Origin of the sequence: Nonomuraea sp. NPDC049129 (genome assembly GCF_040648495.1) — a bacterium.
GTDB lineage: Bacteria > Actinomycetota > Actinomycetes > Streptosporangiales > Streptosporangiaceae > Nonomuraea.
In genome coordinates this window covers 1-15,950 of the sequence record NZ_JBEZDU010000004.1, presented here as the reverse complement: position 1 = coordinate 15,950, position 15,950 = coordinate 1, and the positions used below count along the sequence as shown (strand labels likewise).

Annotated in this window: 16 protein-coding genes, 1 pseudogene and 2 riboswitches; of the genes and pseudogenes, 14 read left to right on the top strand and 3 right to left on the bottom strand. The window is 66.5% G+C overall.

Annotation, left to right across the window (positions count from 1 at the left end; genetic code table 11):
- Positions 1 to 68 precede the first annotated feature (68 nt).
- The 5 genes from AB0B64_RS12935 (at position 69) to AB0B64_RS12915 (ending at position 4,085) form a co-directional block, all read left to right on the top strand.
- The gene (locus AB0B64_RS12935) at positions 69 to 419 is read left to right on the top strand and encodes a hypothetical protein (protein ID WP_358176966.1); all 351 of its coding nucleotides are present in this window, start codon (positions 69 to 71) and stop codon (positions 417 to 419) included.
- Between the two features lie 61 nt (positions 420 to 480).
- Positions 481 to 1,140 carry a DUF305 domain-containing protein gene (locus AB0B64_RS12930; protein WP_358176964.1) on the top strand — a complete coding sequence of 220 codons (660 nt, stop codon included), beginning with the start codon at positions 481 to 483 and terminating at the stop codon, positions 1,138 to 1,140.
- 526 nt (positions 1,141 to 1,666) lie between these two features.
- Positions 1,667 to 2,611, top strand: a complete 945-nt coding sequence (locus AB0B64_RS12925) for a C40 family peptidase (protein WP_358176961.1) — start codon at positions 1,667 to 1,669, stop codon at positions 2,609 to 2,611.
- Between the two features lie 149 nt (positions 2,612 to 2,760).
- A complete protein-coding gene (locus AB0B64_RS12920) occupies positions 2,761 to 3,132 on the top strand; it encodes a BlaI/MecI/CopY family transcriptional regulator (RefSeq protein ID WP_357941598.1) in 372 nt (123 codons plus the stop codon).
- On the top strand, positions 3,129 to 4,085 hold the full coding sequence (locus AB0B64_RS12915; protein ID WP_357941596.1) for a M56 family metallopeptidase: 957 nt from the start codon (positions 3,129 to 3,131) through the stop codon (positions 4,083 to 4,085). The genes AB0B64_RS12920 and AB0B64_RS12915 overlap by 4 nt, the downstream gene beginning before the upstream one ends.
- A gap of 338 nt (positions 4,086 to 4,423) precedes the next feature.
- Here the strand turns inward: AB0B64_RS12915 and AB0B64_RS12910 are convergent, their stop codons facing one another.
- Positions 4,424 to 5,155 (bottom strand): CHAP domain-containing protein, encoded by a 732-nt coding sequence (locus AB0B64_RS12910; RefSeq protein ID WP_357941594.1) that lies wholly within the window; start codon positions 5,153 to 5,155, stop codon positions 4,424 to 4,426.
- 14 nt (positions 5,156 to 5,169) lie between these two features.
- Positions 5,170 to 5,324: riboswitch (cyclic di-AMP (ydaO/yuaA leader) on the bottom strand.
- A 177-nt stretch (positions 5,325 to 5,501) separates the two neighbouring features.
- Positions 5,502 to 5,942, bottom strand: coding sequence for an NlpC/P60 family protein (locus AB0B64_RS12905; RefSeq protein ID WP_358176958.1), 441 nt, complete (start codon positions 5,940 to 5,942; stop codon positions 5,502 to 5,504).
- Between the two features lie 558 nt (positions 5,943 to 6,500).
- Positions 6,501 to 6,647, top strand: a riboswitch (cyclic di-AMP (ydaO/yuaA leader).
- Positions 6,648 to 6,659: 12 nt separating this feature from the next.
- On the opposite strand from AB0B64_RS12905, the gene AB0B64_RS12900 reads away from it, so the two are divergent.
- Complete coding sequence (locus tag AB0B64_RS12900) at positions 6,660 to 7,331, top strand: CHAP domain-containing protein (protein WP_357941590.1); 672 nt, start codon at positions 6,660 to 6,662, stop codon at positions 7,329 to 7,331.
- Between the two features lie 222 nt (positions 7,332 to 7,553).
- Here AB0B64_RS12900 and AB0B64_RS12895 read toward each other — a convergent pair whose 3' ends face one another.
- Positions 7,554 to 7,961: a four-helix bundle copper-binding protein gene (locus AB0B64_RS12895; RefSeq protein ID WP_358176955.1), complete on the bottom strand. Its 408-nt coding sequence runs from the start codon at positions 7,959 to 7,961 to the stop codon at positions 7,554 to 7,556.
- A gap of 220 nt (positions 7,962 to 8,181) precedes the next feature.
- Between AB0B64_RS12895 and AB0B64_RS12890 the strand changes: the two genes are divergently transcribed.
- From AB0B64_RS12890 to AB0B64_RS12855, 8 genes and pseudogenes are all read left to right on the top strand, one after another.
- The gene (locus tag AB0B64_RS12890; protein ID WP_358176952.1) at positions 8,182 to 8,544 is read left to right on the top strand and encodes a BlaI/MecI/CopY family transcriptional regulator; all 363 of its coding nucleotides are present in this window, start codon (positions 8,182 to 8,184) and stop codon (positions 8,542 to 8,544) included.
- A complete protein-coding gene (locus AB0B64_RS12885; protein WP_358176949.1) occupies positions 8,541 to 9,491 on the top strand; it encodes a M48 family metalloprotease in 951 nt (316 codons plus the stop codon). The genes AB0B64_RS12890 and AB0B64_RS12885 overlap by 4 nt, the downstream gene beginning before the upstream one ends.
- 18 nt (positions 9,492 to 9,509) lie before the next feature.
- Positions 9,510 to 9,947: a hypothetical protein gene (locus AB0B64_RS12880; RefSeq protein WP_358176946.1), complete on the top strand. Its 438-nt coding sequence runs from the start codon at positions 9,510 to 9,512 to the stop codon at positions 9,945 to 9,947.
- 69 nt (positions 9,948 to 10,016) lie between these two features.
- Positions 10,017 to 11,258 (top strand): VanW family protein, encoded by a 1,242-nt coding sequence (locus AB0B64_RS12875; protein WP_358176943.1) that lies wholly within the window; start codon positions 10,017 to 10,019, stop codon positions 11,256 to 11,258.
- Positions 11,252 to 11,521 (top strand): hypothetical protein, encoded by a 270-nt coding sequence (locus AB0B64_RS12870; protein WP_358176940.1) that lies wholly within the window; start codon positions 11,252 to 11,254, stop codon positions 11,519 to 11,521. The genes AB0B64_RS12875 and AB0B64_RS12870 overlap by 7 nt, the downstream gene beginning before the upstream one ends.
- Positions 11,522 to 11,674: 153 nt before the next feature.
- On the top strand, positions 11,675 to 14,113 hold the full coding sequence (locus AB0B64_RS12865) for a heavy metal translocating P-type ATPase (RefSeq protein WP_358176937.1): 2,439 nt from the start codon (positions 11,675 to 11,677) through the stop codon (positions 14,111 to 14,113).
- Between the two features lie 171 nt (positions 14,114 to 14,284).
- Positions 14,285 to 15,058 carry an SDR family NAD(P)-dependent oxidoreductase gene (locus AB0B64_RS12860; protein ID WP_357941578.1) on the top strand — a complete coding sequence of 258 codons (774 nt, stop codon included), beginning with the start codon at positions 14,285 to 14,287 and terminating at the stop codon, positions 15,056 to 15,058.
- Between the two features lie 702 nt (positions 15,059 to 15,760).
- Positions 15,761 to 15,950: pseudogene (locus tag AB0B64_RS12855) on the top strand (hypothetical protein); the annotation flags it as partial.

Sequence of the window (15,950 nt, the reverse complement as noted above, 5' to 3'; positions counted from 1 at the left end):
GCGAGGTGCCCGCATTGGGACGGCGCCTGACGCGGGGTGAGGCGGAAGATTCCCGATCGGGAGGTGACATGAGCTGGACGGGCCGACGCTGGATGGTCTGGCTGCTGCTCGTCACACTCACCTCCGGCATCGTCGCCGGGCACGTTCTGGAATGCCAGGATCGGTCGGGGCACACGAGTTCGCAGCTTGTCGCATCTGGTTCTCCAGGCGATGGCGCCAGGGTGGCCTGCGCCGCAGCTCACGGACCCGCGTCGATGTGCGTGGCCGTACTGACCACGGCGATCGCCTTTCTGCTGGCCCTGGCATTGCCGAGCGAGCGGCGCAGTGACGCCCGTGATGGTCGCGGCTGGAGGCTGGTACAGCGAGGGAGGGAGCCACCGGCGGCCGATCTGGCTTTTCTTTCGGTTCTGCGGATTTAGGAGGGTCGTTCCAATCCGACCCGTCCTATCCGATCCCCCATTTCCGAAGGAGAGATTCCCCATGACCGTCGCACACCGGATCACCATGCTCACCGTCGCCGGAATCGGCGCCGTCGCCCTGCTCACCGCCTGCGGCTCATCCACCCCCACGACCACCGCCGCCGGTGCGGGAGCCGCTCCGGCCGCCTCGTCGAACGACGGGGCCAGCGCAGATGTCACGAACATGGACGGCATGGACATGTCCTCGTCGAAGCCCAAGGCGGACTTCAACGATGGCGACGTGATGTTCGTCCAGATGATGCTCCCGCATCACCAGGAGGCCCTGCGGATGGCCAAGTGGGCCCAGACCAACGCCTCCAACGCCAAGGTCAAGGATCTCGCCATGAAGATGCAGATGGAGGCGCAGCCGCAGCTCAGCAAGCTCAACAACTGGCTCACCGCCTGGGATAAGGAGCCCATGGCCGACGACGACCCGATGATGACGTCGACGCCCGGCATGATGTCCTCCGCCGAGATGGCCAAGATGCGGCAGATGAAGGGTGGCATGTTCGACCGCATGTTCACCCAGATGATGATCAGCCACCATCAGGGCGCCATCAAGGTGACCCAGAACGAGATCGCCAGGGGCAGCAACGCCAAGACGAAGACGATGGCCAAGACCATCCAGACGAGCCTGCGCAGCGAGCTCGCTGAGCTGAAGCAGCTGCTCCCGACGCTCTAGCCGCGACGGATCCCGTACGGCGCCCGGCCGTACGGGGCCGAGGCATGCCAGATTCAACCAGCGGCTTTGACCCCGGAGGTCACGAAGCTGAGTTTCACTCCGCTGACCTGCCCAGTGACCTCCCAGAACCTTCCCTTCCGAAGAACGGACCGAGCGTCTGGCCAGAGGGCCGGGGAGCGCTCGGCAGCGTCACAGAACAGCCACCGGAGGTGGCGGCCGTGCGCGATGGGATCGTGGACGTGGACGACGTGGCTACAGGTGGCGCCGTTGTGGCCCGTGATGTGTGTCCGCGATGGACGAACAGCCCGCCGACAGCAGGGCAAGTTGAGCACCTGAACACTCCGGAGATGGCGCGCGTATCCATACATGGGCGGCGGCCTTCCGCTATGCCGGGTAGTACGTCCCGCCCTCGAGGCCAATCGACTCGAACAGGCTAATAAAACCCTTCACTTCGGTACTATTCGCCCCAGATCTTGGATGTTTACGAGGAGGCATCGTAGTGGCTGCGCCGACAAGGCTTGGGCAGATGGCAGGGGCCACAGCGCTGGCATTGGTCACATTAGTCTCCGCCCCCGGCACCGCCGCCGCCGCGCCGTCACCTGCCAAGGCCAGGGCCAAGTTGGTGAAGCTGAACGAGCGGGCCGACAAGGTGGTCGAGCAGTACAACCAGGCCACCGAGGCGTACAAGAAGGCCAAGCAGAAGTACGACGCGGCCAACGCCGACCTCGGCCGCAAGACGGTGCGCTCGGACGCCCTGCGCGCGGATCTCGTCACGGTGGCGGTCAACCAGTACCAGTACGGCGGCTTCGAGAACTGGCAGACCTACGCCGGCCAGGGCGAGACGCTGAGCAGCATGGCGGCACTGGGCCAGATCGCCACCGAGCGGTCGGCCAAACTACGGGCGTACGAGGACAGCATCAAGGACCTGCGCGACCGGCGCAACGAGGCCAAGAATGTCCTGGCCGAGGCCGACAAGGCGCGCGAGAAGGTGGACGACGACAAGACCGAGGTCGAGAAGCTGATCGCCCAGCAGACCAAGATCCTTCGCAAGCTCGGCGCCTTCAAGTCGGGCAATCCCAACAGCACGGGAATCAAGTACACCGGCCCGGCCTCGGGCAACGCCCGCATCGCGCTGCAGTTCGCGTTCGCGCAAGTGGGCAAGCCGTATGGGTACGGCGCCAATGGGCCGAACTCCTACGACTGCTCCAGCCTCACCCAGGCCTCCTGGCGTACCGCCGGGGTCGCCATTCCCCGCACGACGTACACACAGTGGGCCTGGGGCGCCAGTCGTCGCGTCTCGCTGGACGCCCTCCAGCCTGGGGACCTGCTGTTCAGCAAGGGCCTGGGACATATGGGCATGTACGCGGGCAACGGGAAGATGGTCCACGCGCCGCAGACCGGAGACGTGATCAAGGTCGTCGAGCTCGACGACTACTGGCGCAACCGCCTCCTCGGCGCAGTCCGCCCATAAAGCCGCCGCCGAGCCCCGCACGTCGAAATGGCGCTGGAAGTACTGGCAACGTGGAGCTATGTGCGTTGTCCACAAGGTTGCACACTGTGGCCCCGTATCAACGATCCCAAGTAGCATGAAAACAAATCGCGGCAGGAGGCCACAAGAAGATGCGGACGTTGGGCGACCTGGAGTCGGTGATCATGGACCGGATGTGGTCGTACCACCGCCCCGCCGCGGTGAGAGACGTGCTGAAGGATTTGCGACAGGATCGCGAGATCGCCTACACCACCGTGATGACCGTGATGGACAAGCTCTACAAAAAGGGCCTGCTGAAGCGCGAGCCGGTGGGTAAGGCGTACGTGTACAAGCCAGTCGGCACCAAGGAGTCCTACACCGCCGAGCTGATGCGCGAGACGCTGGCCAGCGGCGGTAACCAGGCGGCCACGCTGGTTCACTTCCTTGAGCGGCTGACCCCGGAGGAGGCTGCCGCGCTGGAATCCGCCCTTCAGGTGTTCCCGGCGCACACCCGTCGATCATGACGGTCGCCCTGGTCCTCGTCGTCTACGCCGTGGGTGCCGCCACGGTGTTGCCGCGACTGCTCGTCAAGGCCGCCTGGGCCGAGCGGGCCCCCCGATTGGCGATCTCCATGTGGCTGGCCGCGGACATCTCCGCGGTCCTCTCGGCGGTGATGGCCGCGCTGAGTGCCGCGATCCCCGGCGACGCGGTCGGGCACGGGTTGGCCAGGCTGTTCGAGGTGTGCAAGCAGTTTCTCGGCCACGGATCCGACGTCGACGTGGCCTCCGCCGGATTCCGGCTGGCCGTCCTGGTCAGCGGGTTCATCACCGCACGGACTGTGTTCTGCGTGATCAGGGTGCTGCTGACCTCACGGCGCGAGCGTGCCCGGCACTCGGAGATGCTGAGCCTGCTGGGCCGGCGTGACGGCGAGTTGGACGCGGTGGTCCTGGAGTACGACAAGCCGCTCGCGTACTGCCTGCCCGGCAGGGCGAACAAGGCCGTGATCACCACGGCGGCGCTCCACGCCCTGCCGCCCGAGCATGTGGCCGCGGTGCTGGCGCACGAGCGAGCCCATCTCCGAGGACGCCACCATCTTCTCCTTGCCCTGGCTGAAGGCCTGGCCAAGGCATTTCCTGCTCTCCCGCTGTTCGCAACGGCCAAAGCGGAGGTGGCCCGCCTGGTGGAGTTGCGGGCCGACGATGTGGCCGCGGGACAGCATCCGCGCCTGCACCTCGCCGCGGCTCTGGTCGGTCTGGCCACCGGGCGGGTGCCCGCGTTCGCGCTGGGCGCTGCAGGCGAGAACGCGTTGAGCAGGGTGCGCCGCATGCTCAATCCGGCCGCGCCGCTCCACCGCCGCGAGCGGCTGGTGGGCACGGTGGCCGTCACCTTGTTCCTCGCAGGACCGGCGGCTCTGGCGGTGTTTCCGGGGGTGAGCGCGCTGATCGCGCATCATTGCCACACGCTCTCGCTGCTCTGAGCTCAGGCGTACAGCAACTCCTGATCGATCACGACGGCCGCGGTGACGCCCTGACCGGCGGCGATGATCACCTGGCCAGCCGGGGAACGGCATGGACGCCCGCCTGGCCATGTCGCCGGCCGCGAAGACTCCCTTCACCGAGCACTGCCCGAACTCGTTGACCTCCACCAAGCCGTCCTCCAACATGGCGCAGCCCAGTTGCTTCGGCAGGTTGCTGCGCTGGCGGACACCCGACCCGCAGCGACTGGTAGCCGCCACCGAGGACGGCACGGTCTATGGGTCCAAGAACGGCGGGCCGGACTTCACCGTCGCCTTCCGCCCTGCCAGATCATGAACCGCTACGCCATGATCGAACGGTGACGGCCGGCATACCGCTGCTGCCTGCCTCTGGCAGAGCTTCGACGTCTCACCTGCCTGACCACGACGGCAACGCAGAGCACGCCCGCGAACACGACCCCAGACACCGCGATGCTCTCCGTGGAGGCCGTCGGCAGGACGACATCGGTCTCCTGCGCCTTCCCCGCCGCCTGCACGACCCCTTTCCGGACCAGAGGCGTCCGCGGGTTGCCGCCCGTCAGGACGAACGTCTCACCCTCCCCGAACTTCTCCTTGACCTTGCGGGGAAGGCCGTAGCCGACGACCTTGCTCTGGTCCCTGTCCTTGCGCTTGAGCCACACCTTGTCGACGTTGGCCTCGATCGTGGAGATCTGGTCTCCCTGTACCTTCTCGACGATGCCCGCATGGTCGATCCGCTCCACATCGCGTGACCCGCTCCAGTCGTAAAAGACGATGGCGCCGGGCTCCGGCTTGTCACTCCAGGCGTCCTGCTCCTTGAACCACTTGGCGTGGTCGACGGTGTAGGCGAAATCCCCCACGTACTTCTCGACGCCCGCCTGGTTGGCGGCCCAGGTAATGAACATGTCGCACCATGGGGCGGTCTTGAAGTAGGGGTCGCTGTTGTCCACGTTGGCGTAGTACCAGTTACCGAACTTGCTGTAGCCGTCGGTTTTCTCGCGATAGCCGAGATTTTTCTGGGCAGCGTCGAGCAGCCCGTCCACAATGGATGGCATAGGTCCGGGGTTTGACCCTTTCTCCTTATGGCCTACCGGGTTAGCTGACGGGTTCGGGCCAGGAGATGACGCCCTACCGCCGCATCCGTGGCGGATTCACCCCATGCGTGGATCGCTCCAGGCTCTGGTTCCCCGGTTCCCGCGGCGCGGGCCTCGGCACCAGCCGGCCGCCTCCACCGCGAAGGCAAGTCACCGGCAAGTACGAAGGACTGTAGTAGGTAGAAAGGGTGGCTGGTTACCGAAATGAGATTTTTGGCATAAAAGATCTATCCAACGCAGACCGATCAATACCGTGCGCTACACGTTGTTATACGCAAGGCAAGCACCGCAGCGGGTCAACGCGTGATCACTCAATCACCCTCACCACGCCTGCGAGATTGCGCGTGTGGGCGGGCACCAGTTTGACGACGTCCCCCGTCCGCCGGGCTTGGATCATCTTTCCGTCGCCCCAGTAGATCGCGGCATGGGAAATGTAGCCCGGGTTGGTGGGGTCCGGCCGCCAGAAGATCAGGTCACCCGATCGCATCTGGGAAAACGGGACCCGGGGTCCACTGGCGAACTGCTGATGCGTCACCCGCGGCAGCCGAATGCCCGCCCTGCCAAAGGCCCACTGGATCAGGCCGGAACAGTCGAAGGCGTCAGATCCCTCGGCGCCCCAGACATACGGGGCGCCCAGTTTGCTCTTCGCCGCCGCGCACGGTCGGCTTGGGCGTGTAGGCCCGGAAGGCCGATGGTTCCACCCCCACCGTTCCCACCCTCCTACCGCCGAGCGGTATCGCCGCCGCATCGACGATCTCCATGGAGCTCACGCCTTTGCGTACTCGAACCCGCTCGATCATTTGTTCAGGCAGCGGACGATTCGCGGTCACAAGCAGGTGTGGCTCCCGCAGACGGTCGAGGGCCGCCACAACGGGCGGTTCAGGCGCCGGCGAGGCTTTGCCCGGCTTCCCGGGTCCAGCCCGAAGACGCCGGGGCGGCTTCGCCGGTCGCTCGTAGTCGACGAGGGCTAACATCCCCGCTACCAGCGTTGCAACCACGAGTCCGGCCACTAGGTACACCGCTCGGGGCAGCACGCTACTACGGTTCATAGTCACTGCGACATTATGCACAACCCGAACAGCGACACAGCGGCCCACCGCTCAGGCACGGCACCACGCCGTGGTAAAGGTAAAGGATTAATGGCTGAACCCTAGGCCACACAGGGCCTTCGGGTCGGCTTCCAAAGGTTTCGCTTGCGCTGGCCATTTGGCTTGCATACCTTTACAGGCCCAAGGCCGCAGCGTTCCGATGGTGGCCTGTAATGCCGAGACCGCGTCTCGTCTGCACCGGCGTTGTGTGCAGATCGTAGCCGCGGCCGCCGAGTCCGCTTTCTCGCGGAGCCGGGGATCCACTTTCTTGGGGTGAATCGGTGCGCCCGTCCCAACGGGGCTCCGTAGGGCACTTCCACGCCCGAACCCGTCAGCTAACCCGGTAGGCGGCATGGAAGCAAGGAGCAATTCCCCGCATGTCCAAACACCTCTTGCCGAGCTACGGCAGGTCCGCCCGTAAGCACGGCCTCACCCTCGCCGCAGCGGCCGTGGCCAGTGCGCTCATCACCAGTACGCCCGCCTTCGCCAGCGACCACGCCAGCGAGACCCAAACTGGCGTCTCGCGGTCTGCGACTTCCTCCCAGCCCCAGCGCCAGGTCACAGCGGACGCCGTGCTGAAGCTGGCCCAGCAGCAGGTGGGGACGACGGAGAACGCCAGCGGCGGCGGCACCCGATTCCACAGCTGGTACATGACTTCCCCCAGGGCCCAGGAGACTCTGGCCCGCGACGGAGGAAGCCTTCAGGCCTACGCCAACGCTCCGTGGTGCGCCATGTTCGTCTCTTGGGTCGGTGAGCAGACCGGCGTTAGGCCGACGATGGGATGGGACGCCTATACGGTCACATGGGCGCGGTGGTTCAAGAACAACGGACGCTGGGGCACCCTTGCCAAGCCCGGAGCCGTCGTTTACTACGCATGGGGCGGCGACAAGAGCATTACTTCCATCGACCACATGGGCCTGGTGAAGAAGGACAACCGCGACGGCACCATCACCGCGATCGAAGGCAACACCGGCAATGGGAAGGTCGAGGAGCGGGTGCGACCCAAGTCCGACGTCGTCGGCTATGGCTATCCGCAGTACAAGTCCTGACATCAGGGAAGCCGCTTCGGCAATTGCCGTAAGAGAGCTGCTATGCGGCTATCCGCGCATCAGCCTTAGCGGCCGATCCTACTATGTCATATAGTGAAAAGTCGGCTGGCTGGTCCTCCCGGGAGGGGACAACCGCAGCCATCCGTTCGGACGTACTCGGCATTCGCCCCCGTGATGCCGGGCACGTCTTCCTAAGAGATCGACTTCCGGTCGTGCCGAGGCCTAGCCGAGAACCCCAAGCAGGTCCCGGCAAGCGCGTTCGCAGTCACGGCAGGCCTGTGCACAGATGCCACAGTGGGCGTGCTTGGTGTGCCGCCCGCACTCGTCGCCGCACGCCTTGCAGGCCTGGACGCAGGCTTCGAGGACCACACGCGTCATGTTCGCGTCATAGCCCGTGTGCCGCGAGAGCACGCGCGCAGTGGTCTCGCAGATGTCCGCGCAGTCCAGATCGCTGCGTATGCATTTGACCATTTCGGCCACCATGTCCTCACTCAGGCAGGCGTCCGCGCAGGCCGTACACGTTTGAGCGCACCGGAGACACTCTTCGATGCATTTCGTAAGCTTCGCCTGGTCGACATCACCAAGGTCCTTGGGGTAGGCGGAGAGCATCTCCCCGACTTGCAACGTCATCTCTCGTCCTCGCTTTCGCTGCACCGGCCACCGCGACGGCGGCTCAGACCTCCGTTACCCATCCCCCCGCGCACGTAACACCTCTCCCACTACACGAAGCAGTAGATAGTCGACCGCTCCGGACGGAGATGAATGCAGGGAGACGGGCCACATCCGAGCAGCAGTCTTCGCGCCGTCGCCAACCATCGCTACTATGATGGATAGGATTAGGAGGGGCGGGATGGCGCGCGGTCTTGGTGAGCTGGAGTCCGCTGTCATGGGCCACATCTGGTCATGCGACGGCCCTGTGTCTGTTCGTGAGGTGCTTCAGGCGCTGCAGCGCCGCCGGGTCCTTGCCTACACCACGGTGATGACGGTCATGGACAACCTCCACAAGAAGGGCTTGTTGCGCCGCCACCCATCCGGCCGGGCCTACCTGTACGAGCCCGTGATGAGCCACGAGGCTTACAGTGCCCAGATCATGCAGGAGGCCCTGGCCAAGGGCGGCAACCAGGCCATGACGCTCGTCCATTTCCTGGAGCGGCTCACCCCTGAGGAGCACGCTGCCCTCGATGCCGCCATTCACCGAAGCGACCAGCAGTGATCGTCGAGGGCGCCCTTGTTGCGCATGCGGCGATCACGGCATGGGGACTGCCACGACTAATCATGCGCAGCCAACGGCTTCGCGACTCTCCCCGGCTGTCGATCGCCGCGTGGCTGGCCGGCTGTGCATCGGTGATCGCGTCGGGAGCCTTGGCCGGGCTGCAGCTCGCCTTCCCCGCCCACGCCATCGGGGACGAGGTCGCCGCGCTGATCATGGCCTGTGGTGAGATGCTGTCGGGTCATGTTTCTCCGTTCACGGCCCGCCCGCTGGCCGCGCTGGCGGGCCTGTCCATCGCCGGCGGCATCGCCATCAGGGTCGGCTGGGCCAGCCTGACCGTGCTCTGGACCGGACGGCGTTGCCGAATCAGGCACCGGAAGGCTGTCCGGCTGATCGGACGCGAGCGGCAAGAGCTCGGCGCGCTCGTCGTCCAGCACGACGAGCCCGCTGCCTATTGCGTCCCAGGCCGCCGCGCTGTGATCGTGATCACCAGTGGAGCACTCGCGGCGCTTGATCACCGTCAGGTGGCTGCGGTGCTCGCCCACGAACGGGCCCATGTGACCGGCCGTCATCACCTCCTGCTCACGGCCGCCCAGGTCGCCGCCAAGGCATTTCCCGGACTTCCCGTGTTCGCCGCGACGGGAACCGCGGTGCCCCACCTTGTAGAGCTGCTGGCCGATGACGTCGCCGCACGGAAGCATGCGCGCGGCGTAATCGCGTCGGCGCTGATAGCCGTCGCCAGGGCATCCACCCCCGCGGCCACCTTGGGAGCCGGCGGCGAGTCGACCGTCACCCGTGTCAAGCGCCTGCTCAGCCCCGTCACGCCGGCCTGCGGGCGCGACAGAGTGCTTGGCATTCTCGGTGTCAGCGGGCTGTTGGCGGCGCCGGGGTTCGCGCTGATCGTCCCCTCCTTGATCACCTTTCTGATTTCCTGCCCGGTCATCGGGTAGTCGAAAGGACCTCTCGCGATGCGTATCTGGACCAGGAGACAGTGGCTCGTTGGATTCGTGGCCGGGTGCGTCACCGCAGTGATCGTCGGCGTTCCCACCGGGATCATTCCCACCTCGTACTTTTCTCGCATGACGCCGGTGTTGTGGTGGAACTACCCGGTGTGGCTGCTCACCGCGATCCTGAGCGGTCTGATCGTCGCCACCTATGTCGCCCCGGTTCAGCCCCCGCCGAGCCAGCAGAAGAAGACGCTGAGCGGAGGGTTGCTCTCTGCCTTCGCCGTCGGCTGCCCCATATGCAACAAGCTCGTCGTCACCGCTCTCGGGACGAGCGGCGCACTCACCTACTTCGCTCCGGTGCAGCCTGTACTGGCGATCGCCTCGGTGTTCATGCTCGGCGAGGCGCTCCGCCGCCGGATGCGCGCCCTCAAGATTTGCCCTACCTACTATGAACGTTAGTAGAGAGGGCTACACTCTTCCCATGCGCGATCCACGGCTAGGGATGTCTGCCTACCGTCCCGCGACGCCATGAACCGCTCGACGAGCACCCAGCCAAGCCCGCCGGTGTCCCGGAGCGGCTCCCGGCGTGCCCTGCGGAGTCGGCGGGCCCGGTTGGCCGTCGTCGTGACCGCCGTCATCGCCGTTCCAGTGCTGGCTTACGCCCTGCCCGCCATCGCGCTTGCCGGAGAGGTTCCGCCGGGCACACGTGTCGACAACGTCGACATCGGCGGTCTGTCTCCGGCCGAAGCCCGCTCGCGCTTGGAGCGGGAGTTCGGCAAACGGACCGCGCTTCCGCTCGCGCTTGTCGCGGTCGGCAAGACCAGACGGGTGACTCCCACCGACCTGGGCCTGGCCTTCGATGCAGAAGCAACCGTACGGGCCGCCCTCGACGGCGCGACCACGCCGGCGGGCATCCTCCGATCACTCTTCGGCAGCCGTCAACTCCAGCCAACGGTCACCGTGGACGAGCAGCGCCTCACCACCAAGCTCGCCGACCTGGCCAAGAGCATCGATGCCACGCCCCGCGAGGGCACCGTACGATACCGCGGGCTCGAACCTCAGGTCGTACGGCCCAAAGCCGGACGCGCTCTCGACCGTGAAGCCGCAGGGAGAGCCATACGCGCGGCCTTCACCAGCAAACGCCAGTCAGTCGACCTGCAAGTACGTGCGCTGCCCCCTCAACGCCCCAGGGACGCCTCGTTCAAGATCTCGAACGGCAAGCCGCAGATCATCCACGCCCGCGTTGGACGCGGTATCGACGTCAACGCCCTTGGCACGGCGATCTCCGCCACTCTGGCGGCGGGCGGCCGACGTGTGGACGTGCCCGTCGCCCAGACACAACCTCGGGTGACCACCGAGGCGGCCAAGAAGCTCGGCATCAAGGAGAAGGTCAGCTCCTTCACCACCCGCCATCCCTGCTGCGCGCCACGCGTGACCAACATCCACCGCATCGCCGACATCGTCGATGGATACGTGGTCAAGCCCGGCGAGACGTTCTCGCTCAACGGCCTGGTCGGCAAGCGGGACAAGGCACGCGGCTTCGTCGAGGCACCCATGATCCTTAACAACCGGTTCGTCAACGACGTCGGCGGCGGCGTCTCGCAGTTCGCCACCACCATGTTCAACGCGGTGTTCTTCGGCGGCTTCCAAGACGTGCAGCACACTCCGCACCAGTACTACATCTCCCGATACCCGGCCGGACGTGAGTCCACGGTCTCCTTCCCCCAGCCCGATTTCCGCTGGCGCAACGACTCCCGTACGGCGTGCTGATCAAAACCTCGTACACGGGCACCTCGATCACCGTCCAGTTCTGGAGCACCAAGCGCTACGACATCGAGTCGCAAAGCTCATCCCGCTACCAGGTCAAACCCATCACCACGATCACCGACTCCGGCCCCGAGTGCATCCCGATGGGCGGCGCCGAGGGCTTCACCATCGACGTGTGGCGCATCTTCAAAGAGAACGGCAAGACCGTACGCAAGCAGCAGTTTCACACCGTGTACGCCCCCGAACCCCGCCTCACCTGCACTTAAGGGCTCTTGGGGTGGTCGGTGCGATCCGCGGCGTGGAGTCGGCGAGCGCCATGACTGGGCGTGAGCCTCAGTCCGGAGCCAGGAAGAGTGAATCTACGATACGTGATAGGAGAGTGCCTGCCGGGCACCCTCCGGCGTGAAGGAGGCAGGCCCGTGACAGGTCCCATGCATGCCCACCACGATCATCACAAGGGCTCCCGCACCGCGATCCTGGACGTGAGCGGCCTCCAGTGGGCGTCGGAGCAGAACGCCGTGGCCGCCCGGCTCGGCCGCCGGCCAGGCGTGCTCGACGTCGAGGTGAATCCGGTCGGCCAGACGGCGACGGTGGTGTTCGACCCGTCCCGGACGTCGCTGGCCGACCTCCGGAAGTGGGTGATCGAGTGCGGTTACCACTGCGCCGGGCAGGCGGTGCCGTCTCACATCTGCGACCCGATGGCCGAACCCGGCCAGCCTCGTCAAAACATACCGGGGAGCCACGCAGCGCCCGCACACGTAGAGCATCAGGCAGAACACGGCGACGGCCGGGAGCCATCCTCTCCGCACGAGATGATGGGACATGGCGGGCACGCCGGCATGTCGATGGCCGCGATGGTGGCCGACATGCGCAACCGGTTCCTGGTGGCGGCGCTGCTGTCGGTTCCGATCGTGGCGTGGTCGCCGATCGGCCGAGACGTGCTGGGCTTGAACCTGGCGGTGCCGTTCGGGCTGCGCATAGACGTCTGGGCGTTGCTGCTCAGCCTGCCGGTGATCTTCTATTCGTGCTGGATCTTCTTCGACGGGGCAGTGCGGGCACTGCGGGCGCGCACCCTGGACATGATGGTGCTGGTCGCCGTCGCAGTGGGCGCAGGCTGGCTGTACTCGGTGGTGGTGACCCTCACCGGCGGTGGGGAGGTGTTCTACGAGGCGGCCACCGTGCTGGCCTCGTTCGTGCTGCTGGGGCACTGGTTCGAGATGCGCGCCCGGGGCGGCGCCAGCGACGCCATCCGTACCCTGCTCGACTTGGCCCCGCCCAAGGCGGTCGTTATCCGCGACGGACAGCCGGTGGAGGTGCCCACCGCCGAAGTGGCCGTCGGGGATCTGCTGCTGATCCGCCCGGGGGCCAAGGTCCCCGTCGACGGCGTCGTCGAGGAGGGCGAGAGCGAGGTGGACGAATCCATGGTCACCGGCGAGAGCCTCCCGGTGCACAAGCGGCCGGACTCGGCCGTCGTCGGAGCGACCATCAACCGCAACGGCACGCTGCGGGTGCGGGCCACCAACGTCGGCGCCGACACCGCGCTGGCCCAGATCGTCAAGCTCGTCCAGCAGGCCCAGAACTCCAAGGCCCCCGGGCAGCGTCTGGCCGACAGGGCCGCGTTCTGGCTGGTGTTCGTCGCTTTGATCGGCGGTGGACTCACCTTCGCCGTCTGGTTGCTGGCCGCCGGTCGGCCGTTCAGCGCCGCGATCCTGTTCGCCATCACGGTGGTGGTCGTCACCTGCCCGGACGCGCTCGGCCTGGCCACCCCTACGGCCATCATGGTAGGCACCGGGTTGGGCGCCAAGCGCGGCGTACTGTTCAAGAACGCCATGGCGCTGGAGACCTCCGCACGTATCCAGGTCGTGGTCATGGACAAAACCGGCACCCTGACCAAGGGCGAACCCGAGGTCACCGATGTGATCACCGACGGCTGGACGGAAGACGAACTGCTGCGGTTGGTGGCCGCCGTGGAGCGCGAATCCGAGCATCCCCTGGCCGAGGCGATCGTCCACCATGTCGACGCGCGTGGCCTGGGCATCGTGCGCGCCGACCGGTTCGAGAACGTGCCGGGGCATGGTGCGATCGCCGAAGTGACCGGACACACCGTGGTCGTGGGCAACCGGCGCCTGCTGGAGCGCGAGGGAATCGAGTTGAGCGAACTCGGTCCGCGCCGTGAGGAGGTGGCCGCCGGCGGCCGGACGGCGGTCATGGTGGCCGTCGACGGCACGGTGGCCGCGGTGATCGGCATCGCCGACGCGCCCCGCGAGACCTCCGCGGCGGCGGTGGCCGCCCTGCACGAACTCGGCGTCGAGGTCGTCATGCTCACCGGCGACAACGCCGCCACCGCCCAGCGGATCGCCGAACGACTGGGCATCGACACCGTGATCGCCGAAGTGCTGCCCGGCGACAAGGCCGCCAAGGTGGGCGAACTGCAGGCGGGCGGACGAAAAGTCGCCATGGTCGGCGACGGCGTCAACGATGCGCCCGCCCTGGCCCAGGCCGACCTGGGCATCGCCATCGGCGCAGGCACTGATGTGGCGATCGAGACCGCCGACGTGGTGCTCATGCGCTCCGACCCGCTGGACGTGCCCACCGTACTGCGCATCGGCCGCGGCACCCTGCGCAAGATGCGTCAGAACCTCGGCTGGGCGATCGGCTACAACGCCATCGCCCTGCCCATCGCCGCGGGCGTCTTCGAACCCGCCTTCGGCCTGGTGCTGCGCCCCGAGATCGCCGCGCTGTCGATGTCCGGCTCCAGCGTCATCGTCGCCGTCAACGCCCTGGCACTCAAACGCCTGCGCCTGCCCGTCCCAGGCAAGGTCGAAGCCGCAGACGCCGAACCTCTCCCGGCCCGATGAGTCGCCCATCCCTCGCTCGCGCTGCACAGCACCTTCCAGGCAGCGATGTGATTGAGGCGTACCACCAGATCTATGAGGACGCGATCATCGCGGAAGCGACCCGGCAAAGTCTGTTCACGGGGCGGTTGCTACTGTCTCCACGCATTTGTCCTCAAGATCGGCGGTCATGGCATGAGGTTCGCGCAGAAGTACGGGAAGTGGGCGGTGATCGCCGGCGCCTCCGAGGGCATCGGCGCCGCGTTCGCGGGCGCGCTGGCCGAGCGGGGGCTCAACCTGGTGCTGGTCGCCCGGCGTCCGGAGCCGCTGAGCGAGTTGTCCACGCAGCTGGGCGTCCAGACGATTACCGTCAGCGCCGACCTGTCCACCGCGGACGGGCTGGCTGAGGTGTTCGCGGCCACGGAGGACCGCGAGGTCGGACTGGTGGTGTGCAACGCGGCATACGCGCCGGTCGGTTCGTTCCTGGACCTCGATCAGGCCGCGCTGACCGCGATGCTGGACCTGAATTGCCGCACTCCCCTCCTGCTGGCGCGGCACTACCTGCCGGCGATGGCGGCCCGGCACCGTGGCGGGCTCGTGGTGATGTCCTCACTGGCCGGCAATCAGGGCTCGCCCGGCATTGCGGCGTACGCGGCGACCAAGGCGTTCGGCGCCGTGCTGGCCGAGGGGCTGTGGTCGGAGCTTCACGGCAGCGGTGTCGATGTCCTCACCTGCGTCGCCGGGGCGGTCGCGACACCGAACCTGCGCGAGGCCATGGCCAAGCCGGCCCCCGGCACGGTCACGCCCGACGTCGTGGCCGCCGCCGCCCTGCGGGCACTTGGGCGAGGACCACGTATCGTCCCGGGTGCACTGATGCGTGCCTGCGCGCCGCTGATCAGCCATCTGCTACCGCGCCGGACCGCCATCACCCTGATGGGCCGCGCATCGCGGGGCCTCTCGGCACCCTGAGTCTCGGATTGGCAGCGCCTACGGATTGACGGCAGGCCACAGTATGTACGATCTTGTGCAGTAGATACTCATCTCGACCGAACGTGAGCCCAAGATACGGCGCCTCTTAGGTCATTTGCCACGTCGCCGTCGATCGCGTGACGGCAGGTCACAGACTCTGCCTTTGATTACTCAACGTCTACAGGTGATTTACAGTTAGCGATGTAGCGGTGCGTCTGTGATCGTCGGCGGCCGCGCATCCAATCTCACGCCTCGCGTGCGTGCGCGGCTATGGCTTGGCGGGCTCGCGATCATCGCCGTCCTCCATCTCCTGATGTGCGGTCTAGGGCACCATGCTCACGGCAGCCCGCTGTCATCTTCACGTCACGCTCACTCCACCGCGCAGGCGAACGAACTGCCGGACCCCGGCACGGGCGGCGATCGGCACTCGACGTCGTGCGAGTGTCTCTCCGTCCAACCGCCGTCGGAATTCACACCTGCTGGTGCCGAGCGTTGCCGGGTGACCGTGCCTGTCGCAGGCGTGGTGGCTGGACTCTCGCGTTCAGTTCTGTCTGCCGGTCTGTCACGAGCTGATTCGCGTGCGGGCACTTCCCTGCTGTCTGTGGTGTGCGTTTCTCGGGTGTAGTCGTCCCTGGCGTGTGCCTTGTCTGGCCGCGCCTGCCGTACATCCATGTGTAGCCATCAGGGGCGAGGACTTACATCATGAACACCATCTATTGGCGTCAGCCTGCCCGAATACGGGCGGCCACCCGGCGTACCTCTCTCGCGGGACTTGTCGGCGGTACGCCTGTCCTGCAGATCCCGGAGCTGTGGGGCGGCGGTTCGCACCGCTTCTGGGCCAAGCTGGAGGGTCACAATCCCGGGGGGATCAAGGACCGACCTGGACTGTACA

Excerpts from the sequence above, each read along its gene's own strand:
- AB0B64_RS12935 (WP_358176966.1), top strand. The coding sequence starts at position 69 with ATGAGCTGGACGGGCCGACGCTGGATGGTCTGGCTGCTGCTCGTCACA.
- AB0B64_RS12930 (WP_358176964.1), top strand. The coding sequence starts at position 481 with ATGACCGTCGCACACCGGATCACCATGCTCACCGTCGCCGGAATCGGC.
- AB0B64_RS12925 (WP_358176961.1), top strand. The coding sequence starts at position 1,667 with ATGGCAGGGGCCACAGCGCTGGCATTGGTCACATTAGTCTCCGCCCCC.
- AB0B64_RS12920 (WP_357941598.1), top strand. The coding sequence starts at position 2,761 with ATGCGGACGTTGGGCGACCTGGAGTCGGTGATCATGGACCGGATGTGG.
- AB0B64_RS12915 (WP_357941596.1), top strand. The coding sequence starts at position 3,129 with ATGACGGTCGCCCTGGTCCTCGTCGTCTACGCCGTGGGTGCCGCCACG.
- AB0B64_RS12910 (WP_357941594.1), bottom strand. The coding sequence starts at position 5,155 with ATGCCATCCATTGTGGACGGGCTGCTCGACGCTGCCCAGAAAAATCTC.
- AB0B64_RS12905 (WP_358176958.1), bottom strand. The coding sequence starts at position 5,942 with ATGCGGCGGCGATACCGCTCGGCGGTAGGAGGGTGGGAACGGTGGGGG.
- AB0B64_RS12900 (WP_357941590.1), top strand. The coding sequence starts at position 6,660 with ATGTCCAAACACCTCTTGCCGAGCTACGGCAGGTCCGCCCGTAAGCAC.
- AB0B64_RS12895 (WP_358176955.1), bottom strand. The coding sequence starts at position 7,961 with ATGACGTTGCAAGTCGGGGAGATGCTCTCCGCCTACCCCAAGGACCTT.
- AB0B64_RS12890 (WP_358176952.1), top strand. The coding sequence starts at position 8,182 with ATGGCGCGCGGTCTTGGTGAGCTGGAGTCCGCTGTCATGGGCCACATC.
- AB0B64_RS12880 (WP_358176946.1), top strand. The coding sequence starts at position 9,510 with ATGCGTATCTGGACCAGGAGACAGTGGCTCGTTGGATTCGTGGCCGGG.
- AB0B64_RS12875 (WP_358176943.1), top strand. The coding sequence starts at position 10,017 with ATGAACCGCTCGACGAGCACCCAGCCAAGCCCGCCGGTGTCCCGGAGC.
- AB0B64_RS12860 (WP_357941578.1), top strand. The coding sequence starts at position 14,285 with ATGAGGTTCGCGCAGAAGTACGGGAAGTGGGCGGTGATCGCCGGCGCC.